This window comes from Roseibium aggregatum IAM 12614 (genome assembly GCF_000168975.1).
GTDB lineage: Bacteria > Pseudomonadota > Alphaproteobacteria > Rhizobiales > Stappiaceae > Roseibium > Roseibium aggregatum.
Window position 1 is genome coordinate 211,124 of the sequence record NZ_AAUW01000007.1, and the last position, 24,013, is coordinate 235,136.

Below are 24,013 nucleotides of genomic sequence, written 5' to 3' on the forward strand. Positions count from 1 at the left end.
TCTAACTTTAGAAAAGGTGCTTTCAGCCGCTTCAGGCCACCTGAACGTCGGTGACGCCCGGCACCGCCTTCAGTGCCCCGGCAATTTCCGGAGATAGACGGAAACGCCCCGGAAGCTTGACTTCCACTTCCCGTGCACCGTTTTCCAGAAGAACGATCACCGTCACATCGCCTTCCCCCCTCACCTGCAACTGCTTGGCAAGGCTCGGGATTGGGCGCTCGTCGCGAACAAAGACGCGCATGCTTTTCTGCAGGCGGGCTGCCATCTGGTCGATCGGATCGACCTGCTCGATCCTGAGGGACGGCTCATCGTCACGCATGTCGGCACCAACAAGCACCACCACGGACCGCCCCGCCTGCAGGGCATCACGGAACTGTTCGAGTTTCTCCCGGAAGAGCAGCGCTTCATATTGGCCCGTCGCGTCGGAAAGTCGGACGATCCCCATGCGATTTCCGGTCTTGGTCTTGCGTTCCTGCATGGAGACTACAGTCCCTGCAAGGCGGCCATGGGAAGCCCCCTTCTTGACCGCTTCGGAAAACTGGCTCCACGGCTGAACCCGCATCTTCTCCAGGACGGCGGCGTATTCGTCAATCGGGTGGGCAGACAGATAAAAGCCGATGGCGGAATGCTCCCGCTGAAGCTTTTCCTCGTTGGTCCAGCCGTGAACCTCGTCAAGCTGCAAGGGCTCTTCGCTGTCGCAGCCGCCAAAAAGCTCATCCTGGCCGAGCGTCTTGTTTTCTTCCGTGCGCTGCGCCAGACCCATGATCCGGTCCAGGCCTTCAAAGACCCGCGCCCGGTTCGGCTCCAGCTCATCGAAGGCACCGGCCGCCACCAGGTTTTCAAGCGTGCGCTTGTTAAGTGCTTTGGGCGAGATACGCCGGGCAAAATCGCCAAGGCTCTTGAATGGCTTGTCGCCGCGAACCTCGACGATATGTTCGACTGCCTGCTCGCCAACCCCCTTGATGGCGCCCATGGCGTAAAGGATCTTGCCGTCGGCGACATCGAAATAGACCTGCCCCCGGTTGATTGAAGGCGGTTCGATCTCGATCTTCATGCGCCGGGCTTCCTGCCGGTAGTCGCCGAGCTTTTCGGTATTCCCGAGATCCAGCGTCATGGAAGCTGCCATGAACTCGACCGGGTGGTTCGCCTTCAGCCAGGCGGTATGATAAGAAACCAGCGCATAAGCTGCGGCGTGCGACTTGTTGAAGCCGTAGTTGGCGAACTTCGCCACAAGGTCGAAGATCGTTCCGGCATGGCTCTTGTTGATGCCGCGCTCCACTGCACCGTCGACAAAGCGTGCCCGCTGGACTTCCATTTCCGCGGCAATCTTCTTGCCCATGGCGCGGCGCAGAAGGTCAGCTTCTCCGAGAGAGTAGCCGGACAGAACCTGCGCGATCTGCATCACCTGCTCCTGGTAGACGATGATGCCGTTCGTCTCCATCAGGATCGGTTCGAGCAGCGGATGCAGGCAGTCCGGATCCTGTTCGCCGTGCTTCACCGCGTTGTAGACCGGAATGTTCTCCATCGGTCCGGGGCGATACAGCGCCACCAGCGCAATGATGTCTTCAAAGCGGTCCGGTTTCATGCCGGCAATGGCCCGGCGCATGCCCTGACTTTCCAGCTGGAACACGCCGAACGTTTCGCCGCGTGCCAGGAGCTGGTAGGTTTTTTCGTCGTCGATCGGCAAGGCCGCCACGTCGACGTCGATACCGCGCCGCTCGATCAGCTTCACCGCCGTGTCGATAACCGTCAGCGTCTTCAGGCCGAGGAAGTCGAACTTAACAAGCCCGGCTTCTTCCACCATCTTCATGTTGAACTGGGCGACCGGCATGTCCGAACGCGGGTCTCGGTAGAGCGGCACGAGCTGTTCCAGCGGCCTGTCGCCAATGACGACGCCCGCCGCGTGCGTGGACGCGTGCCGATAAAGGCCCTCGAGCTTCTGGGCCATGCCCAGCAGGCGCTCGACGATTTCCTCTTCCTTCGCCGCCTCGCGCAGACGCGGTTCTTCCTCGATCGCCTGACCGAGCGTTACCGGGTTCGCGGGGTTGGCAGGCACGAGCTTGCAGAGCCGGTCGACCTGGCCGTAGGGCATCTGCAGAACGCGCCCGACGTCGCGCAACACCGCGCGGGCCTGAAGCGAACCGAACGTGATGATCTGCGCCACCTGCTGACGGCCGTATTTCTCCTGCACATAGCGAATGACTTCTTCACGCCGGGTCTGGCAGAAGTCGATGTCGAAGTCAGGCATCGACACGCGTTCGGGATTGAGGAAGCGTTCGAAAAGCAGCGAGAACCGCATGGGATCAAGATCGGTAATCGTCAGGGACCAGGCAACAAGGGACCCTGCCCCCGAACCACGACCCGGCCCGACCGGAATGTCCTGCGCCTTGGCCCATTTGATGAAGTCCGCAACGATCAGGAAGTAACCGGGGAACTTCATGCGCTCGATGATACCGGTCTCGTAGTCGAGACGGTCCCAGTAGTCCTTCTCCTCAAGGCCCGGCGCCAATCCATGCACATCTAGACGTGCGCGCAACCCCTCGCGGGCCTGGCGGATCAGCTCTTCCGCCTCTGCCTTTTCAGCCTCTTCCGGATCCGCGTCAGCGCCCGCAAAGCGCGGCAGAATCGGAGCTCGTTTCAGTGGACGGAAGCTGCAGCGACGGGCGATCTCAACCGTTGATTCAAGCGCTTCCGGCAAATCCGCGAAAAGCGCGCACATTTCGGCACGGCTCTTGAAGTAGTGTTCCGGCGTCAGGCGTCTGCGGTCATCCTCGATCAGCACCCTGCCTTCGGAAATGCAGATCAGGGCGTCGTGCGCCTCATAGTCTTCGCGTCTGGGAAAGAAAGCTTCGTTGGTGGCAACCAGCGGCAGCCCGTGTTCATAGGCCAGATCCAGAAAGGCGTCTTCCGTCTTGCGCTCCGCTTCCATGCCGTGGCGCTGGATTTCCACGTAGCAGCGGCCTTGAAAACGATCCGCCAGCGTCTGAAGCCGGCTTTTTGCAAGATCCTTGCGTCCGGCAAGGAGCGCAGCCCCAATCGGCCCGCCGACGCCACCGGTGAGGACGATAACGCCTTCGGATTTGGAAAGAAGATAGCCGGAGGAAACATGCGGCCTCAGGCCGGTTTCCGTATCGAGAAAGGCGCGAGAGCTCAACTCCATCAGATTGCCGTAACCGGCTTCTGTCATGGCAAGCAGCACGACATCCGATAGCGCGGGCTCGCCTCGCCGCCCGCTCTCCAGACCATCGTCGAAAAACACGGAAAGCTGGCAGGCGGCAATTGGCTGAATACCAGCCCCCCAAGCCTTGGTCGCAAATTCCTGCGCCCCGAACAGATTGTTGGTGTCGGCAATGGCCAGCGCCGGCTGATCATCGGCCTTGGCGAGGTCCAGAAGCTTCTTGATCGGCAAGGCGCCTTCCAGAAGCGACAAGGCGGAATGGACCCGAAGATGGACGTAGCCCGGACCACCTGAACCGTCGCCGGCATCTCCTGCCAAACCGGAAGATCGAGAAATATTGGGATCTGTACCAGACATGGCGGCTCTCTTAGCATCTTCCAGAATCAGCGCTCAAGTGAAGCGCGTTCGGAATTGCCTGTCGAGACGCCAAGAGAGTTGTTCCCGCTGTTCTTTGCCCCTCACCTCGCCACCCTTAGGCGGCCCAAGGCCCGGCTCACAAAGAACGCGCACCGGCACTAGCAGCAGGCACGGCACTCATGAAGGAAGAAAGGGTCACCCGACGGAGAGCAGCACATCACCCCAGACGGCGAGCGTCGTACAAAAACAAACCATTGCACCGAAAGCGGCAAAATCACGAGCGATATGGATCATCACACCCTCCAACCTTGGCTCATTGCGTAATTGGATGATGTTCCATCTTTGTTCCTTTTGCAAGCCCTTTTTGTTCCTCTTGCCATCAGACAAATCAAATTTGCTGAAAACTTCGGGTTTTCGCTTTGTTCTCCATCGTGGCTGCAACTGCAGACGACCGTTCAGACAGAGTTGCAGAGGAAATTTTTGACGTCAGTGATCAGATGGGGAAAAGCTAGAGATCCTTGACGAGACCATCGGAGAGCGTGATTGCCCTGTCCATTCGACCTGCCAGTTCAAGATTGTGGGTCGCAAAGAGCGTTGCAACGCCGGACGCCCGCACCAAAGCCTGCAAGGCGTCGAATACATACCCTGCAGTATTGGGATCCAGGTTTCCCGTAGGCTCGTCAAGCAGCAGTATCCGCGGGGCGTTGGCCACCGCGCGGGCAACGGCCACCCGCTGCTGCTCCCCGCCTGAAAGCTCCGACGGGCGATGGCTGCCACGTTCGCCGAGGCGCATGTATTTCAGAAGCTCGTCCGCGCGTTCTGCCGCCACCTTTCGCGAAAGACCACGGATCATCTGCGGCATCATCACGTTTTCCTGCGCAGTAAACTCCGGCAGCAGGTGATGAAACTGATAAACAAACCCGATGTCATTGCGCCGGATGGCAGTCCGCTCCTCATCCGACAGATCTGAACAGTTGACCGGTCCCAGAAACACATCGCCGTCGTCAGGCCGTTCCAGCAGACCGGCGATATGCAAGAGGGTCGATTTGCCGGTTCCGGAGGGGGCGACCAGGGCCACCATCTCACCTGCCTCGATGCGCAAGTTGGCACCGTTCAGAATATGAAGTTCGCGATCCCCCTCATCGAAACTGCGGGTGATGCCCGAAAGATGCAGGGCAGCGGGTGCCAGTCCAGGGGTCTGGTTGGGGTCAACGGCCATGTTCATCTCCCGTCTCCCTATTCATATCTGAGGGCTTCGACAGGATCGAGCCGCGCTGCCCGCCAGGCCGGATAAACCGTCGCCAGAAGCGACAGCACAAGAGCCATGATGAGCACGGTTATTGTCTCGCCTGAGTCTATTTCAGCCGGCAACTGAGACAGAAAGTAAAGCGTCGGATCGAAAAGTTCGGTCCTCGTCATCCAGGATACGAACTGACGGATAGACTCGATATTGAGGCAAACCAGAAGCCCCAGAAAGAAACCGGCGAACGTTCCGACAAAACCGATGCTGGCACCGGTAATCAGGAAAACGCGCATGATCGAGCCGCGCGTCGCCCCCATGGTTCTCAAAATGGCAATGTCCTTGCCCTTGTCCTTCACCAGCATGATCATGCCGGAAATGATGTTGAGCGCGGCCACCAGAACGATCAGCGTCAGGATGATGAACATCACATTGCGCTCGACTTCCAGAGCTGAAAAGAACGTCACATTGCGCTGGCGCCAGTCGGTCACGAACGTCGGGCGGTCCGCAGCTTCCTCGATCATGCTCTTCATGGCACCGACCCTGTCCGGGTCCGCCACATAGACCTCGATACCGGTCGCCTTGCCGTCCATATTGAAATAGGCCTGCGATTCTTCCATCGGCATGAACAGGAAGGTCGCGTCGTATTCGCTCATGCCGATTTCAAAGATGGCGGTAACCGGATAAGCCTTCAACCGCGGGGTCACTCCCATGGGAGTCACGCTGCCACGCGGCGAAATGATCGTAACATTGTCGCCAAGTGAAATGCCCAGCTGCTGCGCCATGCGCGATCCGATGGCAACGCCTTCGCCGGCATCGAAGCCATCCAGTGAGCCCGAGCGGACATTGTTCGCAATCAGCGGCACCCGGCGCAGATCACTTTCGTGAAGACCACGCACGAGAGCCCCGAAATTTCCCGCAGGCCCGGAGACCAGTGCCTGTCCTTCGACGAAAGGAATCGCACTGACAACCTCCGGCACGCCCTGGAGCCGGGCGGAAACCGCATCATAGTCCGTCAGCGGCTGATCGATCGGTTGAACCAACATATGCCCATTGATACCGAGGATCTTGCCGAGAAGCTCGGTCCGGAAGCCGTTCATCACAGCCATCACGATGATCAGCGTCGCCACGCCCAGCATGATGCCGGCGAACGAAAAACCTGCAATGACGGAGATGAACGTCTCACGCCGCCTGGACCGCAGATAGCGGCCTGCGATCATCCATTCAAATGCGGAAAAAGCACGCGTTGGGGCTGCCGGTTTGCGACCGTCGTCAATGTCCGCCGTATCTACCGCTGTCATTGTCCATCCAGTTCAGCACAGCCCCAAATTCAGCGCAGCCTGCGAGCGAAGTTGCCCCGGCAGACCGGCTGGCCGCAGCGGAACGCCACGGCCGAATCCCCACACAGAGGATCACCGGACTTGGTTAGTCCGTCAATGCCGCCGTCAGCTTGTTCAAGGTGGCTTCCGGAGAAAGCATTTCCTTTTCCCCAGTTGCCCGGTCCTTGACCTCCAGCAATCCGTCCTTCAGGCCGCGCGGCCCGGCAACGACCTGGAACGGCAAGCCGATCAGATCCATCGTCGCGAACTTCGCACCGGCCCGCGTGTCCGTATCGTCGTAAAGAACCTCGATGCCCGCGGCTTCGAACTTGGCATAGAGATCTTCACACACCGGATCCGTCAGCTCGTCCCCCGGTTTCAGGTTCACCAGCCCCACATGGAACGGTGCGACGGATTTCGGCCAGACGATTCCGTTCTCGTCATGATTGGCTTCGATCAAGGCGCCAAGAAGGCGCGATACGCCCACACCGTAAGAGCCCATGTGGACCGGCACTTCCGTACCTTCTGCGGTCGCAACCTTGGCACCCATCGCATCGGAATACTTGGTTCCGAAGTAGAAGATGTGCCCCACTTCGATACCCCGTGCCGAAACGCGGGTATCTTCAGGCAGCGCTCCGAATGCGGCTTCGTCGTGCATTTCGTCTGTCGCCGCATAGGGCGTCGTCCACTCGGTCACGATCGGCGTCAGATCGGAGAAGAAATCCGTGTCTTCTGCAGGCGTCGGCAGCTCCAGCAGCGACTTGTCGCAGAACACTTCGCTTTCGCCGGTTTCGGCCAGAATGATGAACTCATGGCTCATGTCGCCGCCGATCGGCCCGGTGTCGGCCTTCATCGGGATCGCCTTCAGCCCCATCCGGGCAAAGGTGCGCAGGTAGGCAACAAACATCCGGTTATAGGCGTGACGGGCCGATTCCTTGTCCAGATCGAAGGAATAGGCATCCTTCATCAGGAATTCCCGGCCACGCATGACACCGAAGCGCGGGCGCACCTCGTCGCGGAACTTCCACTGAATGTGATAGAGGTTCAGCGGCAGGTCCTTGTAGGAACGCACGTACCCACGGAAGATGTCGGTGATCATCTCCTCGTTGGTCGGCCCGAACAGCATATCCCGCTCATGACGGTCGGTGATGCGCAGCATCTCCTTGCCATAGGCATCATAGCGGCCGCTTTCCCGCCACAGGTCCGCAGACTGAATTGTCGGCATCAGCAGTTGAATGGCCCCTGCCCTGGCCTGTTCTTCTTCCACGATCCGTTCAATCTTGCGCAGGACCTTCAACCCCAGCGGCAACCAGGAATAGATTCCGGCGGACTGCTGACGAATCATGCCGGCACGCAGCATCAGCCGGTGGGACACGATTTCCGCTTCCTTGGGTGTTTCTTTCAAGATGGGCAGGAAATAACGGGAAAGACGCATGAATGTTCTCTCAATCTAGGGCATCGCCTGTTTTGTGCGCAGTCAAAGCGCAAGCTGCCACCAAATACAAGTCCTTTGCGCAGACAGGGCTGCCTTATACAGAAATGAGGGCAAAATAGCGCATGAACGCAGGCAATGGCCGCGGTTTGCCGTCTAAATTTTAGCCGGTTTCGGATCCAGGGCCTCGGTACGAATTACCGCTAAGGAAATAGGCAAGCATAAAAAATAGCCTGTGCACGACAAATAGGTGACAAGACTGAATCTATCCGCTAGTTTCCATCTTCATAACAAAAAGATGCCTTGGCAGAAATGCCAAGAGGCTCAAGGACATCGCGGTCTGAGTCTTGGGAGGAAGGACCCTCAGGCGCACCTTTTGGTTAGCAGCCGCCCAGCCATACGGGAATACCGGATGGTAAGGGTACAGGGTCGAATTTAGACGCGGAACTTTTCAAAGGCAGAGCTTGGCTCTGCCTTTTTTCTTTGCAGTCTTGCCACCCTTTTCCTATCGGAAAACTTGAATAGTCAAAGAGCCAGACGCAAAACGGTCCGGCCAGTGCACCCGTCAGTTCGACGGGTGGCTATAGCTGCCTGTGGGCGGGTTCAGGAACGGTATGTCATCGAGCCCATATCCTGAGCTGCGCAAACCGAGATAGGCGGCAAAGACCACCGTTGTCACGACTGTGGTGAGGAAAATGACCCGGCTGAAATGCGGCCGGTCCGGAGCGCTCGGCTCGGAGCCAGGTACAACCTCGCCCGCTTCCTCCTGCGTCCGGCGCAAGCCGAACGGCAGAATGGCGAACAGAATAATCCACCAGAGCATGAAGTAGATGGCCATGCCAAACGCGATGGACATGAGTTAAGCCTCTTCCAGTTCGGTCAACGTGCCAAGAAAGTCCTTGGGATGGAGAAACAGCACAGGCTTGCCGTGCGCCCCGATCTTCGGTTCACCATCGCCAAGTACCCTGGCGCCGTCTGCCAGCAGCTTGTCACGCGCGGCAATGATGTCGTCAACCTCGTAGCAGACGTGGTGAATGCCACCGGACGGATTCTTTTCCAGGAACTTTGCAATGGGAGAATTTTCGCCAAGCGGTTCGAGCAGCTCGATCTTGGTATTCGGCAGGTTGATAAACACCGTGCTGACACCGTGATCCGGCTGCTCTTCCCTGGCTGAAACCTCTGCCCCGAGAGTGTCCCGGTAAACTGCCGTTGCCGCTTCGATATCCGAAACCGCAATGGCGACATGATTGAGCCGTCCGATCATTTGACAAACCTCCGCTGCCGGCGGCCCCCCGGGCCGCCGTGAGGACTATAGTTGGGTCACCATCACCTTGCAGAGCGTCTTTTTGCCCCAGACGTTCTGGATCTCGGATCTAGCCGCACGGCGCGCAGCCTCGGCAACCAGATCCTTGTCCTTGCGCCGGCTCTTCGGGATGCTGGTCACAGCGCCCCTTACGGCCTTGATGACGATATCCTCCATCGGATCGCCTTCATCGTCCGTGTCCGGCAAGCCCAGCAGCGCGACATTGGGGTCGTCGAGCAGTTCCCCTGCCCGGTTGACCACCAGCGCGATCACGGCAGCACCTGCGAAGGACAGCTTGCGCCGTTCCTTGACACCGGTGACTTCCGGATCGTCCAGAATGTCGCCGTCTTTCACCAGAATGCCCGACGGAGCCTCGTCGATGATACCGGCACGGCCTGCACTCAGCCGGATGATGTCCCCGTTCTTGCCGCGCACCACTTCAGGCACTCCAAGGCCCTTCGCAAACGCAGCTTGAGCGGCAAGATGCAACGGTTCACCGTGAACGGGAAGTACGACTTTCGGCTGGAGCAGCTTGTAAAGCTGTTCCAGTTCGCCGCGGCGCGGGTGACCGGAGACATGCACAAGTGCATCCCGGTCGGTGACGATGTCGACATCCTTGTCGGCAAGGTTGTTCAGCACTTCTCCGACGGCTTTTTCATTTCCCGGGATGGTGCGGGATGAGAAGATCACCATATCGCCCTTCGACAGCGCGATATTGCGATGGTCACCGGCCGCGATCCTGGCAAGTGCAGCCCTTGCTTCCCCTTGGGACCCGGTACAAAGCAGCACCGTCTTTTCACGCGGCAGATAGCCATAAGCTTCTTCATCGTGGAAAGGCTTCAATCCGTCCAGATAGCCCAGTTCTCCGGCAACCTCGATCACCCGGTGCATCGAGCGGCCGACAATCACCATGTCGCGATCATTGGCAGCGGCAGCTTCCGCGATGGCCCGGATACGGGCAACGTTGGAAGCAAAGGTGGTGACCGCGATGCGCTTGCTCGCCTTGGCCATCACCTTTCTGAGTTCGACAGCAACATCCGCCTCGCTTGGGCTGACCCCATCGCGGATTGCGTTCGTGCTGTCGCAGACTAGCGCCATCACCCCTTCGCGGCCGAGTTCCGCAAGCCGGTCAAGGTCGATCGGAAGCCCGACGCCCGGTGTCCTGTCGATCTTCCAGTCACCTGTGTGCAGCACCATTCCGGCCGGAGTACGGATCGCCAGAGCGCAAGGCTCGGGAATGGAGTGCGCCATCGCGACAAATTCGACATCGAATGGACCGATCTTGTGGCGCTCGCCCTGCTTGACCACCGTCACGGGAACCTCTTCAGCCCCCGGCTCGCTTTCCGTCTTCGCAGCGAGCAGACCGGCCGTGAAGGCCGTCGCGTAGACAGGAACCTTCAGGAAGGGCCATAGGTGCAGGATGCCACCGTAGTGGTCCTCATGGGCATGGGTGATGACCATGCCGGCGATATTGTCGACTTCATCTTCCAGAAACTTGATATCCGGGACGACTACATCGATGCCCGGAAGTTCCGGACCGGCGAAACTTACACCGCAGTCGACGATGAGCCATGTCCGGTCGTCTTCCGGCCCGTAGCCGTAAAGTCCGAGGTTCATGCCGATTTCGCCAACCCCGCCCAACGGCAGAAATACGATATCGTTGTTGTTGTTCTTGTTCTTGGCCGAAGCCATGAATTGCTCCTTTAAACGTCAGATCGAGCGACGGCCCGGCGCTCAGGCACCAGGCAAAAACACATCGCCCGCATAAATCGTGCGCGCACCGCCACCGTCCTGCTTCAAGACCAGGTGTCCGCGCGCATCCAGATCGGCAAAAGTGCCGGTAATTTCTTCCTGGGCGGTTCGAACCGTTATGGTCTTGCCCAGATGTGCCGCCCGTTTCAGCCAGGCACGGCGAATTCCATCAAACCCATCTGGTTGCTGCCAGCGGGACAGATTGTCCGCAAGCGCCTCCGCCAGACATTCGAACAACCGCTGAGCCGTAACCTGATAGCCCAGGCTCCTCAGATCTGTCGCCTGGTACAGGGACAACGGCGGGTGGGAAACACAATTCACACCGAAACCGAGGACGACTGCCTGGCGTCCATCCGCCAGTGTTTCAGCCTCAAGCAGAATGCCGGACAGTTTCGAACCGTCAACAAGCAGGTCGTTCGGCCACTTAAGGCTTACCAGTTGCAGTGTGCCGGCAGCTTTGTCAACGGCTTCAGCAAGGGCGACGGCCGCAGCAAGCGGCAATTCGCCGATCCGTTCGGCCGGTTTGGGGTCGACCAAGAGCAGGCTTGCGAACAGGTTGCCTTTCGGCGAGGACCAGTCGCGCCCGCGCCGACCACGCCCGGAGGTCTGCTCATCAGCCCGGATCCACAATCGCCCGGCATCGCCTTGCCGCGCCCGGTCGAAACATAGCGAATTTGTGGAGCTGGCAGTTTCAAGCTCCACAAAGCGAAAATCCGGCGCACCGGGCGCCGGACGTTCATATCCATAACTCCTCATACGGTCGGTCAGAAGAGCGACTGTGCAGCAGTGCTTGCCGCGCCGACGATCTGCCCGGGAGCCAGCCAGAAGAAGATCACGAACAGGCTCGACAGACCGAGCACAACCCGCAGCTCCATCGGCATGGCCTCGAAGCCTTCGACCGGCTCGTCAAAGAACATCACCTTGACGATACGCAGGTAATAATAGGCCCCCACAACAGACGCGACCACGCCGATCACGGCCAGCGGGAACAGACCGGCTTCGACAGCTGCGCTGAAGACGTACCACTTGCCGAAGAAACCGACCAGCGGCGGGATACCGGCGAGCGAGAACATCAAGAGGCCCAGCAGGATTGCCATCGGCAGGTTGGTCTGAGACAGGCCGGCAAGATCGCTGACCTCCTCGACCATGCCATCCTTGCGGCGCATGGACAGGATGCAGGCGAAGACGCCAAGCGTCATGCCCATATAGGCGATCATGTAGAAGATGACGCCTTCAACACCCGTCTGGGTGCCAGCAGCCAGACCGACCAGCGCATAACCCATGTGACCGATGGACGAATAGGCCATCAGTCGTTTCAGGTTGTGCTGCCCGATGGCTGCAAAGGCACCGAGCACCATGGACGCAATCGACACGAACACGATGATCTGCTGCCAGTCGTTGGTGACTGGCTGGAACGCTTCGATCACGATCCGGACGAGCATGCCCATCGCAGCGACTTTCGGTGCGGCTGCCAGGAAAGCGGTGACCGGCGTCGGTGCCCCCTCATAGACATCCGGTGTCCACATGTGGAACGGCACCGCAGAGATCTTGAAGGCGAGGCCGGCAAGAATGAAGGTCAGGCCGATCACAAGACCGATGGACGCTCCGTCGTGCGACAGCGCCTCTGCAATACCGTCGAAAGCGATCTGGCCGGAAAAGCCGTAGACCAGCGACATGCCGTAGAGCAGCATGCCCGACGACAGGGCACCCAGCACGAAATACTTCAGGCCGGCCTCTGTCGAGCGCACGCTGTCCCTGTTGATGGCGGCAACAACGTAGAGCGCGAGGCTCTGCAGTTCCAGACCGAGATAAAGCGCGATCATGTCGTTGGCCGACAGCATCAGCATCATGCCGAGCGTCGCCAGAACGATCAGGATCGGATACTCGAAATGGTCGAACGACTGGCTCTTGGCATAGGCCCAGGACATGGCGATGGCGAAGAACGAACCCGCCAGCACCAGCAATTTGAGCAGATAGGCGAAATCATCCAGAATGAAGGAACCGCCGAAGGTTTCGCCAAAGGCCGGCACGAACAGAAGCACCAGGAAGGTACCGCCGAGCAGGCCCATTGCTCCGCCGAAGACGGCATAGCTGACACGCTTGCCGCCGAAGGCGCCGATCATCAGCAGCACCATGGCTCCGAGGGCCAGGATGATCTCCGGCAGAACCGGCTTGAGATCTGGCAATAGGGTCAATTCAGACATAGCTCTGTCTCGTCCTCGAAACCTAGTGGGCCACGGCGGCGGACGCTGCGTGCTGGACAATGCCAGCCGCGTCGAGCGCCGCGGTGTATTGATTGATGAGATTGTCGACTGCCCCCTGGGTCACATCCAGGATCGCCATCGGATAGAAGCCGAAGAAGATGGTCAGGATGATCATGGGGACCAGGATGACCTTTTCCCTGAGGTTCAGGTCGAGGATCGACTTGAGGCTTTCCTTTTCCAGCGCACCGAAAACGACACGGCGGTAGAGGTAAAGCGCATAGGCGGCAGACAGGATAACACCGGTGGTCGCAAAGAAAGCTACCCAGGAGTTGACCTGGAACGCACCCATCAGCGTCAGGATTTCACCGACGAACCCGGACGTACCCGGCAGGCCGACGTTGGCCATGGTGAAGATCAGGAAGGCGACCGCATACTTCGGCATCCGGTTGACCAGGCCGCCATAGGCGGTGATGTCACGCGTATGCATCCGGTCGTAGATGACGCCGACGCAAAGGAAGAGCGCGCCGGAGACAATGCCGTGGGAAAGCATCTGGAAGATACCGCCCTGCACGCCCTGTTCGGTCATCGTGAAGATACCCATGGTAACATAGCCCATGTGCGCAACCGATGAATAGGCGATCAGCTTCTTGATGTCCTCCTGGGCGAGCGCCACCAGAGACGTGTAGATGATCGCCACTACCGACAGCGTGAACACGAAAGGTGCAAACATGTCGGAGGCAAGCGGGAACATCGGCAGCGAGAAGCGCAGGAAGCCGTAACCGCCGAGCTTCAGGAGCACGCCCGCCAGAATGACGGAACCGGCGGTCGGTGCTTCCACGTGTGCGTCCGGCAACCAGGTATGCACCGGCCACATCGGCATCTTCACGGCAAAGCTCGCAAAGAAAGCCAGCCAGAGCCAGGTTTGCATTCCGGCCGGGAACTGATGCACCAGCAACTCTTCGATGTTGGTGGTGCCGGCGTTCCAGTACATCGCCATGATCGCGATCAGCATCAGAACGGAGCCGAGCAGCGTGTAGAGGAAGAACTTGTAGGATGCATAGACCCTGCGCGCGCCGCCCCACACGCCGATGATCAGGAACATCGGAATGAGGCCCGCTTCGAAGAAGACGTAGAACACGACCAGATCCAGCGCACAGAAGACGCCGATCATCAGCGTTTCCAGAACGAGGAAGGCAATCATGTATTCCTTCACCCGCTTCTGTACGCTGTCCCAGGAGGCCAGAATGCAGAACGGCATCAGGAAGGTGGTCAGGATCACGAAGAGGACGGAAATACCGTCGACACCCATGCGGTAGCTGATGTTGCTGCCCAGCCATTCGCGGTGTTCCACGAACTGGAAACCGGAATTGGCGTAGTCGAAATTGCCCCAGATAAACAGCGACAGAAGGAAGGTCACCGAGGTGGTCACCAGAGCGACCATCCGGATGTTCTTCTTGCTGCCCTCGTCATTGCCCGGAACCAGGAGAATGAAGAGCACGCCCAGCAGCGGCAAGAACGTCGTGAGTGACAGAATTGGCCAGTCAATCATTAGTGTGCACCCCCGCCGGTGCCCGCACCGGTGAACATCGACCAGGTGATAAGCGCAGCCACACCGATCAGCATCGCAAATGCATAGTGATAGAGATATCCGGTCTGCAGGCGGACGACCCAAGCGGTCACGTTCTGGACACGGGCGGCAACGCCGTTCGGGCCATAACCGTCAATCACGGTGCCATCGCCCTTCTTCCAGAGGACCCGGCCGAGCCACATGGCAGGACGGATAAAGATGAAGTTATAGAGCTCGTCGAAGTACCACTTGTTGAGCAGGAACTGATAGAGGCCGGAATGGCGCTCTGCGAGCTGCTTCGGCATTTCCGGCGAGCGGATGTAGAACTGGTAGGCCACCAGGAAACCCAGAACCATCATCACGAACGGCGATACCTTCACCCAGCCAGGAACTTCGTGCATGGCATGCAGGATGTGGTTGGTTTCACTGTTGAACAGCGCCCCCTTCCAGAACTCCGCATAGCCTTCGCCGTAGAACGAACCGTAGAAGACCATGCCCGCAAGAACGGCACCGATGGACAGGACGAACAGCGGCACGGTCATCACCAGCGGCGATTCATGCACGTGCTTCATGACATCGACAGGTGCACGCGGCTTGCCGTGGAAGGTCATGAATGTCAGACGCCAGGAGTAGAACGACGTCAGCGCAGCGGCGATCACGGTCATCCAGAAGCCATAAAGGGCCATCGGATTGGCGTGTTCGCCCGTGGAGCCGGCAAAGGCAGCCTCGATGATCGCGTCCTTGGAAATGAAGCCGGCGAAACCGATATGGGTGAACGGAATGCCGACACCCGTCAGGGCCAGCGTGCCGATCATCATCGTCCAGTAGGTAATCGGAATATGCTTCCGAAGGCCCCCCATCTTGCGCATGTCCTGCTCGTCGGAAACGGCGTGGATCACCGAACCGGCGCAAAGGAACAGGAGCGCCTTGAAGAAGGCGTGCGTGAACAGGTGGAAGATACCGATGGAGTATGCCCCGACACCAAGTGCGACGAACATGTAGCCGAGCTGCGAACAGGTCGAATAGGCAATCACGCGCTTGATGTCGTTCTGCACCAGACCGACGGTCGCGGCGAAGAAGGCCGTCGTCGCTCCGAAGAAGACGATGACTGTCAGCGCAGTGTGCGAGAGTTCCATCAGCGGCGACAGGCGCGCCACCATGAAGACACCCGCCGTCACCATGGTCGCCGCGTGGATAAGCGCGGACACCGGTGTCGGGCCTTCCATCGCGTCCGGCAGCCAGGTGTGCAGCAGGAACTGAGCCGACTTGCCCATGGCCCCCATGAAGAGCAGCAGGCAGACGACCGTCATCGCACCATGCGGATCAAGATGATAACCGAGGAAGGTCATCACTTCGCCGTGCTCCTGAATGAAGGACGGCGCATCGTTGAAGATGGTCGTGAATTCGATGCTCTGGAACAGATAGAAGACGCCGAAAATTCCGAGCGCAAAACCGAAGTCACCAACGCGGTTGACGACGAATGCCTTGATCGCGGCGGCGTTTGCGGACGGTTTCTGGTACCAGAAGCCGATCAGAAGGTAAGAGGCAAGGCCCACGCCTTCCCAGCCGAAGAACATCTGCAACAGGTTGTCGGCCGTTACCAGCGACAGCATCGCGAAGGTGAACAGCGACAGATAGGCAAAAAAGCGTGGCCGGTGCGGGTCGTGATGCATGTAGCCGATGGAATAGACATGCACGAGCGCGGAGACCGTGGTGACCACGATCAGCATCACGGCGGTCAGCGTGTCGACCCGGATGGACCAGGAAACCTTCAGGTCACCGGCATCGATCCAGCGGAACAGATCGACAATCTGCATTTCGGAGCCGCCAAGCCAGAACCCGAAGAAGGTGATCCAGGACAGCAGCGCCGCAATGATCAGCAGACCACTGGTAATATATTCACTGGCTTTGGCACCGATGGCGCGGCCGAAAAGACCGGCGATCAGGAAGCCGATCAGCGGCAGGAACAGGATTGCGGAATACATCAGCTCCTACCCTTTCATCACGTTGACGTCTTCCACGGCGATGGAGCCGCGGTTCCGGTGGAAGACCACCAGGATCGCAAGGCCGATGGCGGCCTCAGCGGCAGCCACGGTGAGAACCAGCATGGTGAAGATCTGGCCCATCATGTCGCCGAGGAACGACGAAAAGGCGACAAAGTTGATGTTCACCGACAGCAGCAGCAGTTCGATAGACATCAAGATAACAATCACGTTTTTCCTGTTCAGGAAGATCCCGAAGATCCCGATCGTGAACAGGATCGCCGCGACCGACAGATAGTGCGACAGACCGATTTCCATGGGCGCCTCGCCGTGCTCCCCTCGTTTACCCCAACCGGAAACAGCACGGAGGAGCGTGCCGGTTCCCGGACTTTCTCGAAAACGCAACCTGGTTGCGTCAGATACCCTTGCCCGTTTCCACCTTGCGGACCTCGATGGAGGTTTCGCGATTGCGCGCAACCTGGTCCGGAATGCTTTGACGTTTGACATTTGGCTTGTGGCGCAGGGTCAGGACAATCGCCCCGATCATGGCCACCAGAAGAACCAGGCCAGCAACCTGGAAGAAGTAGATGTATTTGGTGTAGAGCACCGATCCGATCGCCTGGATGTTGCTCACGTCGCTGAGTGCCGGCATTGGCTCGGCTCCGTGCCCGAGAACACCCGGTGCGATGACCCAGGCACCGAGCCCCATCAGCAGCTCGACCAGCAGGATCACACCGACCAGCGCGCCGACGGGCAGATACTGCAGGAAGCCCTGTCGCAATTCGACAAAGTCCACGTCCAGCATCATGACGACGAACAGGAACAGCACCGCCACCGCGCCGACATAGACGACCACCAGCAGCAATGCCAGGTATTCAGCGCCCAGCAGAATGAAAAGACCTGCGGAATTCACAAACGCCAGGATCAGGAACAGAACCGACGTCACCGGATTGCGCGACGCGATCACCATGAATGCTGACGCCAGTGTGACGCCGGCAAACAGGTAGAAAAAGAGGGCTTTCAGGATCATTTCGAAGACCTGCCTGTCGTGTGGCCTTGCGGCCGGAAGTGCGGTGCCCGGCCGGATTGCCGGGCGAGAATCCATTGGTGGGTATGCTCCTAACGGTAAGGAGCATCCATTTCAATGTTGCGGGCAATTTCGCGTTCCCAGCGGTCACCATTCGCAAGCAGCTTTTCCTTGTCGTAGTAAAGCTCTTCGCGGGTTTCCGTGGCGAATTCGAAATTGGGGCCCTCGACGATCGCATCCACCGGGCAGGCTTCCTGACAGAAGCCGCAATAGATGCATTTGACCATGTCGATGTCGTAGCGCGTGGTACGGCGCGTGCCGTCGTTGCGGCGCGGGCCGGCCTCGATGGTGATTGCCTGTGCCGGGCAGATGGCTTCGCACAGCTTGCAGGCAATGCAGCGTTCTTCACCGTTCGGATAACGGCGCAGGGCATGTTCACCCCGGAAACGCGGGCTCACCGGACCCTTCTCAAACGGATAATTGACCGTTGGTTTCGGCTTGAAGAAGTAACGCATCGCCAGAACGAAGGCCGACACGAACTCCTGCAGAAACAGCGATTTGACGGCTTGACTAAGTCCCATCGCTTTTAGCCTCTCTTTCCTCAACCAGCCAGTTGACTGGCGGCCCAATAGCCGATGATCGGGAAACCGAACACCGGAACTCCAAAAACCAGTGCGCCCAAGAGCGCCTTGTGCCTGGCCGCGACACCACCGTCGCCGCCAGCTTGTCTGTTCTTCGTCTCAGCCGCCTGAAGCATGCCCTTCAGGATCTTCCAATCGAGCCAGCCGACATAAAGACCGACGGCGGCACCGATTGCACCGGCGAGCGAGATGGTCACGCCGAACCCGGCGCCCAGCCCATGACCATCAGGACTGCGGCAACAACCACGACCATGGCCAGCGACAGCGGCAGGAAGACTTTCCAGCCCAGGCGCATCAGTTGGTCATAGCGGTAACGCGGAACCATTGCCTTCACCATGGCGAACATGAAGAAGCCTAGGAAACACTTCAGAAGGAACCAGACGATGCCCGGGACCCAGGTGAAGGGTGCGAAGTCGAACGGCGGTAGCCATCCGCCCATGAAGAAGATGCTCATCAAGGCGCACATCAGGCAGATGGCGACATATTCACCGAGCATGAACATCATGTACGGAGTTGAGCCGTATTCCACCATGAAGCCGGCAACCAGTTCCGATTCCGCTTCCGCAAGATCGAACGGCGGACGGTTGGTTTCAGCCAGTGCCGAGATGAAGAACACCACGAACATCGGGAACAGCGGCAACCAGTACCAGTTCAGGAACGACAGCCACGGCACGCCGAGCATATTGGCTAGACCGGTTTGCTGTGCGTGTACGATGCCGGACAGGTTCAACGTTCCGGCACACAGCAGCACGGTTACGATGACGAACCCGATGGAAACTTCATACGAAACCATCTGAGCGGCCGAACGCAGCGCCGACAGGAACGGGTATTTGGAGTTGGACGCCCAACCACCAATAATCACGCCGTAGACTTCCAGCGAAGACACCGCGAAGACGAAGAGAACGCCGAGGTTGATGTTGGCAATCACCCAGCCATCCGCAACCGGGATCACGGCCCAGGCAGCAAGCGCCAGAAGCACGGACACCAGCGGAGCCAGAAGGAACAGAACCTTGTTCGACCCGGACGGGATCACCGGCTCTTTCAGAACGAACTTCAGAAGGTCGGCGAAACTCTGCAGCAAGCCCCATGGGCCAACCACGTTCGGGCCGCGGCGGATCTGAACGGCAGCCCAGATCTTGCGGTCTGCATACAGCACGTAGGCGACAATCACCAGAAGCACGACCATCAGCAGAATGCTCTGGAACGCCATCCAGAGGAACGGCCAACCGTAGGTCGTCATGAACTCAGTCATATCGGTCCCCTACCCCTTATTCTGCTGCTTCTGCCGCTCGCGTCTTGGCGAGCGCCGAACACTCGGCCATCGTCTTCGACGCGCGAGCGATCGGGTTGGTCAGGTAAAAGTCGCGGATCACGTTGGCGAAGCCCGCGCTGTCCATCTTAGCCTTGGCGCTGCCGAGCTTTACGATATCGCCCGCATCGCCAGCCTCGATCGCATCGATGCCCGTCATGTGCGGAACAGCCTCGAACAGCTTGGCGCGCAGTTCTGCAAGAGAGTTGAACTCCAGCGTCTGGCCAAGAACCGCGGACAGCGCCCGCAGGATCGCCCAGTCTTCGCGGGCATCGCCCGGAGGGAACGCGGCCCGGTCAGCCATCTGGACGCGGCCTTCGGTGTTGACGTAGATCGCGGATTTTTCCGTGTAGGCGGCACCCGGCAGGATAACGTCGGCGCGGTGTGCACCGCGGTCGCCATGGGTTCCCTGGTAAACGACGAAAGCTCCTTCCGGAACTTCGACTTCGTCAACGCCGAGCAGGAACAGCACATCAAGCGCGCCCGGCTCCAGCATTGCGCCCGTGTCCTTGCCCCCCTCGCCCGGTACGAACCCGAGATCGAGCGCACCAACCTGCGAAGCTTCGGTGTGCAGGATGTTGAAACCGTTCCAGCCGTCCTTGACGACGCCGAGAGCCTTGGCGGCCTCGGCAAGCGTTGCCAGGATTTCCGCCCCGTCCGGACGGTTCAACGCGCCCTGGCCGATGATGAACATCGGACGTTCGGCCTTGGCCGGAGCGTGCTTCACGAATTCCTTCAGGCTATCCGGACCGGCTCCGAGATAAGTCACCGGATAGGTCAGGTCGGCGTTTTCGCCGATCAGGCCGATGGTCACATCGCCGCGGACCCAGCGCTTGCGGATACGGGCGTTCAGAACCGGTGCTTCCTGGCGCGGATTGGTGCCGATCAGCATGATGGCGTCAGTGTCTTCAATGCCCTGGATGGTGCTGTTGAAGAGATAACTTGCGCGGCCGTTCTTCGGATGCAGCGGAGATCCCGGGAAGCGGCTGTCGATGTTGGCAACACCGAGCTTGTCCATCAGGCTCTTCAGCGCGAACATGTCCTCAACGCCTGCCATCTGGCCGGCCAGCGCACCAATCTTGTCGGCGCTCGTGCCTTTCACCTTGTCGGCGATGATCTGGAACGCTTCACCCCAGGAAACGGGCTGCAGCTTGCCGTCCTTCTTGGCATAAGGCCGGTCGAGGCGCTGGGTCTTCAGACCGTCCCAGATGTAGCGGGACTTGTCGGAGATCCACTCCTCATTCACCTCTTCATTGAGCCGCGGCATCACCCGCATGACTTCCTTGCCGCGCGTATCGACACGGATCGCGGAGCCGACCGCGTCCATCACGTCGATGCTTTCGGTCTTTGTCAGCTCCCACGGACGGGCGTGGAATTCGTACGGCTTGTGCGTCAAGGCGCCGACCGGGCAAAGGTCTGCGACGTTGCCCTGCATTTCGGACGACAGGGCCGCCTCGAGATAGGTGGTAATCTCCGCGTCTTCGCCGCGGCCGATCAGGCCCATATCAGTGACCCCGCACACTTCCGTCGTGAAACGGACACAGCGCGTGCAGTGAATGCAGCGGGTCATGATCGTCTTGATCAGCGGACCGATTTCCTTGTTTTCAACGGCGCGCTTGTTCTCGTGGAACCGGGATCCGTCGACGCCGTAGGCCATCGCCTGATCCTGCAGGTCGCACTCGCCGCCCTGGTCGCAGATCGGGCAGTCCAGCGGATGGTTGATGAGCAGGAACTCCATCACCCCTTCGCGGGCCTTCTTGACCATTTCTGACTTGGTCTCGACCACCGGCGGTTCACCGTTCGGGCCCGGACGCAGGTCCTTCACGCCCATGGCGCAGGAGGCGGTCGGCTTGGGCGGTCCGCCCTTCACTTCCACCAGGCACATGCGGCAGTTGCCGGCAATCGACAGCCGGTCATGGTAACAAAAGCGCGGAACCTCGGCGCCCGCCTCTTCACAGGCCTGAAGCAGCGTGTAGTCCGCCGGGACATCCACTTCCTTGCCATCGATGATGAGCTTCGTCATCCGTTGCTCTCCAAATCCCGTTCCGCTTACTCAGCCGCCACCATGGTCGAAGAAGACTTCGACTTGGCGACATAGTCATCGATGCGTTGCTCGATAACAGGCCGGAAATTCTTGATCAAACCCTGGATCGGCCAGGCGGCCGCGTCCCCGAGTGCACAAATGGTGTGGCCTTCAACCTGCTTGGTCACCTTGAACAGCATGTCGATTTCCTCGTACGAGGATTCGCCCCTGACCATGCGTTCCATCACGCGCCACATCCAGCCCGTACCTTCACGGCACGGCGTGCACTGGCCGCAGCTTTCGTGCTTGTAGAAATAGGACAGGCGGGCAATGGCCTTGATGATGTCCGTCGACTTGTCCATCACGATCACGGCTGCAGTCCCCAGGCCGGAGCCGAGGCCGCGCAGCGTGTCGAAGTCCATCGGTGCGTCCTTGATCTGCTCTGCCGTCAGGCACGGAACAGACGATCCACCCGGAATAACGGCGAGGAGATTATCCCAACCGCCCCGGATGCCGCCGCAATGCTTGTCGATCATCTCGGCAAACGAAATGCCCAGCTCTTCCTCGAAGGTCGACGGCTTGTTGACGTGACCGGAAACGCAGAAAAGCTTGGTGCCGGTGTTGTTCGGACGGCCGAGGGCCGAGAACCAGGCAGCGCCGCGGCGCAGGATGGTCGGCGCAACCGCAATCGATTCCACGTTGTTCACCGTGGTCGGGCAACCATAGAGGCCGACGTTGGCCGGGAACGGCGGCTTCAGGCGCGGTTGGCCCTTCTTGCCTTCCAGGCTCTCCAGCAGCGCGGTTTCCTCACCGCAGATGTAGGCGCCGGCACCGTGGTGGACATAGATGTCGAAGTCGTAGCCGTTCTTGTTGTTCTTGCCGATCAGACCGGCATCATAAGCCTGGTCGATCGCAGCCTGCAGGCGCTCACGCTCGCGAATGAACTCGCCGCGAACGTAGATATAGGCTGCAATGGCGCCCATGGCATAACCGGCGACAAGACACCCCTCGACCAGCGTATGCGGGTCGTGACGCAGAATTTCACGGTCCTTACAGGTGCCCGGTTCGGACTCGTCGGCGTTGACGACGAGATAAGCCGGACGGCCATCGGATTCCTTAGGCATGAACGACCATTTCAGGCCGGTCGGGAAACCCGCACCGCCACGGCCGCGCAGACCCGAATCCTTCATTTCCTGAATGATCCAGTCGCGCCCCTTGTCGATGAGGCCCTTGGTGTTGTCCCACTGGCCGCGCTTCTTGGCACCTTCCAGGCCCCAGTCGTGGAGACCGTAGATATTGGTGAAGATCCGATCCTGATCCTTCAGCATCTCTTCCCCCTAGTCTTCGCTCTTGGAGGAGGCCACTTCACCGGCTTCCACGCGCTTCGAAAATTCCGTTTCCTCGCCGGAAGCGAGGATCTTTGCCTGTTCGATCCAGCCATCGCGCTCGATCCGGCCCTTGAACTTCAGTCGGCTGTCGACCCAGGCAATTTCCTGCGGTCCCCAGCTTGCGACCTGGTCGAAGTGGAAGAACCCGAGCTCGTTGAGCGTCGCTTCCAGCTTCGGTCCGACACCCTTGAGTTTCTTGAGGTCGTCCGCTCTGCCGCCGCGTGCTTCCTTCAGCAGTTCAGGCTCTTTCTCGCCCTCACCGCCCTTGTCAGCAGCGGGTGCATCGTCGCCGCTGGTATCGGCGGTGCGAGCCACCTCAACTTCGGTCCGGTCGTTGGAGTCGGGACGGCCCTTGTTCTCGCTGCGCGCCTTGGGCGTCGCAGGAGATGTCTTGGCATCGTCTCCGCCGGCCTGCGCCTTTTTAGAAGCTGCAGGCTTTGCCTTTTCCGGCGCGGCCACTTTGCCAACAGGTTCTTCGGTCTTTTGCTCGGACTTGGCTGCGTGGGCAGCTTTCACACGAGCAACCGCGTCTTCAGCCGGTGTCGGCACGCCGTCAAAATCGTTTCCGCCTGCGTTGATCGACGCACCGGCAAAGGCATGAGAGGCCTTCTCGGAGCCATCGACCAGATGCGGCACAGGCAACACGCCCTTGGTATCGTCATCGAGCTCGGTGAGGCTTGTCTGACCGCCTTCGGCCATCGCGAACCGGCGGCCATTCTGCGGACCCGGTGTCACTTCCTTGCCGGCGGCAATGTCATCGATAAGCTGGTTGAAGCTGTCCGGCGTCAGGTCTTCATAGGTATCCTTGAAGATCTGTACCATCGGCGCATTCACACAGGCGCCAAGGCATTCGACTTCTTCCCAGGAGAACATGCCGTCCTCGGAAATCTCGTGCATGTGCTTGGCAATACGGCTCTTGCAGATCTTGATCAGGTCTTCCGAGCCGCGCAACTGGCAGGGCGTCGTGCCGCAAACCTGAATATGCGCCTTCTTGCCGACCGGCTGTAGCTGGAACATGGTGTAGAACGTCGCCACTTCCAGAACGCGGATCTTCGGCATGTCCAGCAGTTCCGCGATATAGCGGATCGCCGGCTCACTCACCCAGCCCTCGTTCTGTTCCTGCGCACGCCACAAAAGCGGAATGACCGCGGAGGCCTGACGGCCTGCCGGATAACGGTCGATCAGCTTCTTCGCCCAATCGAGGTTCTTCTCGGTGAACGCGAAGCTTTCTGGTTGTTCCGCGGCAAGTCGGCGAACTGCCATGGTGTTATCCCCGTTCTGTCATAATGAC

General features: G+C 59.4%; 19 protein-coding genes. All 19 read right to left on the reverse strand.

Annotated elements, in window-relative coordinates; all coding sequences use genetic code 11:
• Positions 1-31 precede the first annotated feature (31 nt).
• A complete protein-coding gene (dnaE, locus tag SIAM614_RS11640) occupies positions 32-3,535 on the reverse strand; it encodes a DNA polymerase III subunit alpha (protein WP_081455234.1) in 3,504 nt (1,167 codons plus the stop codon).
• Between the two features lie 508 nt (positions 3,536-4,043).
• Entirely contained in the window at positions 4,044-4,760 is a 717-nt protein-coding gene (locus SIAM614_RS11650) for an ABC transporter ATP-binding protein (protein WP_006934697.1), read from the reverse strand.
• Between the two features lie 11 nt (positions 4,761-4,771).
• Positions 4,772-6,076, reverse strand: coding sequence for a lipoprotein-releasing ABC transporter permease subunit (locus SIAM614_RS11655; RefSeq protein WP_006934698.1), 1,305 nt, complete (start codon positions 6,074-6,076; stop codon positions 4,772-4,774).
• 124 nt (positions 6,077-6,200) lie between these two features.
• Positions 6,201-7,529 carry a proline--tRNA ligase gene (gene proS, locus SIAM614_RS11660; protein ID WP_006934699.1) on the reverse strand — a complete coding sequence of 443 codons (1,329 nt, stop codon included), beginning with the start codon at positions 7,527-7,529 and terminating at the stop codon, positions 6,201-6,203.
• A gap of 562 nt (positions 7,530-8,091) precedes the next feature.
• Complete coding sequence (locus SIAM614_RS11665; RefSeq protein ID WP_006934700.1) at positions 8,092-8,382, reverse strand: DUF1467 family protein; 291 nt, start codon at positions 8,380-8,382, stop codon at positions 8,092-8,094.
• A 3-nt stretch (positions 8,383-8,385) separates the two neighbouring features.
• A complete protein-coding gene (mce, locus tag SIAM614_RS11670) occupies positions 8,386-8,790 on the reverse strand; it encodes a methylmalonyl-CoA epimerase (RefSeq protein WP_006934701.1) in 405 nt (134 codons plus the stop codon).
• Positions 8,791-8,835: 45 nt separating this feature from the next.
• On the reverse strand, positions 8,836-10,521 hold the full coding sequence (locus tag SIAM614_RS11675; protein WP_006934702.1) for a ribonuclease J: 1,686 nt from the start codon (positions 10,519-10,521) through the stop codon (positions 8,836-8,838).
• A gap of 42 nt (positions 10,522-10,563) precedes the next feature.
• Entirely contained in the window at positions 10,564-11,283 is a 720-nt protein-coding gene (locus SIAM614_RS11680) for a biotin--[acetyl-CoA-carboxylase] ligase (protein ID WP_208983962.1), read from the reverse strand.
• A gap of 62 nt (positions 11,284-11,345) precedes the next feature.
• Positions 11,346-12,785: an NADH-quinone oxidoreductase subunit NuoN gene (gene nuoN, locus SIAM614_RS11685; protein WP_040439924.1), complete on the reverse strand. Its 1,440-nt coding sequence runs from the start codon at positions 12,783-12,785 to the stop codon at positions 11,346-11,348.
• A gap of 22 nt (positions 12,786-12,807) precedes the next feature.
• Positions 12,808-14,334 carry an NADH-quinone oxidoreductase subunit M gene (locus SIAM614_RS11690; protein WP_006934705.1) on the reverse strand — a complete coding sequence of 509 codons (1,527 nt, stop codon included), beginning with the start codon at positions 14,332-14,334 and terminating at the stop codon, positions 12,808-12,810.
• Positions 14,334-16,337, reverse strand: coding sequence for an NADH-quinone oxidoreductase subunit L (gene nuoL / locus SIAM614_RS11695; protein ID WP_006934706.1), 2,004 nt, complete (start codon positions 16,335-16,337; stop codon positions 14,334-14,336). The genes SIAM614_RS11690 and nuoL overlap by 1 nt, the downstream gene beginning before the upstream one ends.
• 6 nt (positions 16,338-16,343) lie before the next feature.
• Complete coding sequence (gene nuoK, locus SIAM614_RS11700) at positions 16,344-16,652, reverse strand: NADH-quinone oxidoreductase subunit NuoK (RefSeq protein ID WP_006934707.1); 309 nt, start codon at positions 16,650-16,652, stop codon at positions 16,344-16,346.
• Positions 16,653-16,749: 97 nt separating this feature from the next.
• The gene (locus tag SIAM614_RS11705; RefSeq protein ID WP_040440003.1) at positions 16,750-17,364 is read right to left on the reverse strand and encodes an NADH-quinone oxidoreductase subunit J; all 615 of its coding nucleotides are present in this window, start codon (positions 17,362-17,364) and stop codon (positions 16,750-16,752) included.
• An 89-nt stretch (positions 17,365-17,453) separates the two neighbouring features.
• Positions 17,454-17,942, reverse strand: a complete 489-nt coding sequence (nuoI, locus tag SIAM614_RS11710; RefSeq protein WP_006934709.1) for an NADH-quinone oxidoreductase subunit NuoI — start codon at positions 17,940-17,942, stop codon at positions 17,454-17,456.
• A gap of 20 nt (positions 17,943-17,962) precedes the next feature.
• Positions 17,963-18,199, reverse strand: coding sequence for a hypothetical protein (locus SIAM614_RS11715; RefSeq protein WP_006934710.1), 237 nt, complete (start codon positions 18,197-18,199; stop codon positions 17,963-17,965).
• A complete protein-coding gene (nuoH, locus tag SIAM614_RS11720; RefSeq protein WP_040439927.1) occupies positions 18,196-19,254 on the reverse strand; it encodes an NADH-quinone oxidoreductase subunit NuoH in 1,059 nt (352 codons plus the stop codon). Before nuoH ends, SIAM614_RS11715 begins: the two co-directional genes overlap by 4 nt.
• A gap of 16 nt (positions 19,255-19,270) precedes the next feature.
• On the reverse strand, positions 19,271-21,334 hold the full coding sequence (gene nuoG / locus SIAM614_RS11725; RefSeq protein ID WP_006934712.1) for an NADH-quinone oxidoreductase subunit NuoG: 2,064 nt from the start codon (positions 21,332-21,334) through the stop codon (positions 19,271-19,273).
• Between the two features lie 26 nt (positions 21,335-21,360).
• Positions 21,361-22,662 (reverse strand): NADH-quinone oxidoreductase subunit NuoF, encoded by a 1,302-nt coding sequence (nuoF, locus tag SIAM614_RS11730; protein ID WP_006934713.1) that lies wholly within the window; start codon positions 22,660-22,662, stop codon positions 21,361-21,363.
• A 9-nt stretch (positions 22,663-22,671) separates the two neighbouring features.
• A complete protein-coding gene (gene nuoE / locus SIAM614_RS11735) occupies positions 22,672-23,985 on the reverse strand; it encodes an NADH-quinone oxidoreductase subunit NuoE (RefSeq protein WP_006934714.1) in 1,314 nt (437 codons plus the stop codon).
• Positions 23,986-24,013 lie beyond the last annotated feature (28 nt).

Excerpts from the sequence above, each read along its gene's own strand:
- nuoN (WP_040439924.1), bottom strand. The coding sequence starts at position 12,785 with ATGTCTGAATTGACCCTATTGCCAGATCTCAAGCCGGTTCTGCCGGAG.
- SIAM614_RS11665 (WP_006934700.1), bottom strand. The coding sequence starts at position 8,382 with ATGTCCATCGCGTTTGGCATGGCCATCTACTTCATGCTCTGGTGGATT.
- nuoG (WP_006934712.1), bottom strand. The coding sequence starts at position 21,334 with ATGACGAAGCTCATCATCGATGGCAAGGAAGTGGATGTCCCGGCGGAC.
- SIAM614_RS11655 (WP_006934698.1), bottom strand. The coding sequence starts at position 6,076 with ATGACAGCGGTAGATACGGCGGACATTGACGACGGTCGCAAACCGGCA.
- nuoK (WP_006934707.1), bottom strand. The coding sequence starts at position 16,652 with ATGGAAATCGGTCTGTCGCACTATCTGTCGGTCGCGGCGATCCTGTTC.
- SIAM614_RS11675 (WP_006934702.1), bottom strand. The coding sequence starts at position 10,521 with ATGGCTTCGGCCAAGAACAAGAACAACAACAACGATATCGTATTTCTG.
- SIAM614_RS11690 (WP_006934705.1), bottom strand. The coding sequence starts at position 14,334 with ATGATTGACTGGCCAATTCTGTCACTCACGACGTTCTTGCCGCTGCTG.
- nuoH (WP_040439927.1), bottom strand. The coding sequence starts at position 19,254 with ATGACTGAGTTCATGACGACCTACGGTTGGCCGTTCCTCTGGATGGCG.
- dnaE (WP_081455234.1), bottom strand. The coding sequence starts at position 3,535 with ATGTCTGGTACAGATCCCAATATTTCTCGATCTTCCGGTTTGGCAGGA.
- nuoF (WP_006934713.1), bottom strand. The coding sequence starts at position 22,662 with ATGCTGAAGGATCAGGATCGGATCTTCACCAATATCTACGGTCTCCAC.
- nuoE (WP_006934714.1), bottom strand. The coding sequence starts at position 23,985 with ATGGCAGTTCGCCGACTTGCCGCGGAACAACCAGAAAGCTTCGCGTTC.
- nuoI (WP_006934709.1), bottom strand. The coding sequence starts at position 17,942 with ATGGGACTTAGTCAAGCCGTCAAATCGCTGTTTCTGCAGGAGTTCGTG.
- nuoL (WP_006934706.1), bottom strand. The coding sequence starts at position 16,337 with ATGTATTCCGCAATCCTGTTCCTGCCGCTGATCGGCTTCCTGATCGCC.
- mce (WP_006934701.1), bottom strand. The coding sequence starts at position 8,790 with ATGATCGGACGGCTCAATCATGTCGCCATTGCGGTTTCGGATATCGAA.
- SIAM614_RS11705 (WP_040440003.1), bottom strand. The coding sequence starts at position 17,364 with ATGATCCTGAAAGCCCTCTTTTTCTACCTGTTTGCCGGCGTCACACTG.
- proS (WP_006934699.1), bottom strand. The coding sequence starts at position 7,529 with ATGCGTCTTTCCCGTTATTTCCTGCCCATCTTGAAAGAAACACCCAAG.
- SIAM614_RS11650 (WP_006934697.1), bottom strand. The coding sequence starts at position 4,760 with ATGAACATGGCCGTTGACCCCAACCAGACCCCTGGACTGGCACCCGCT.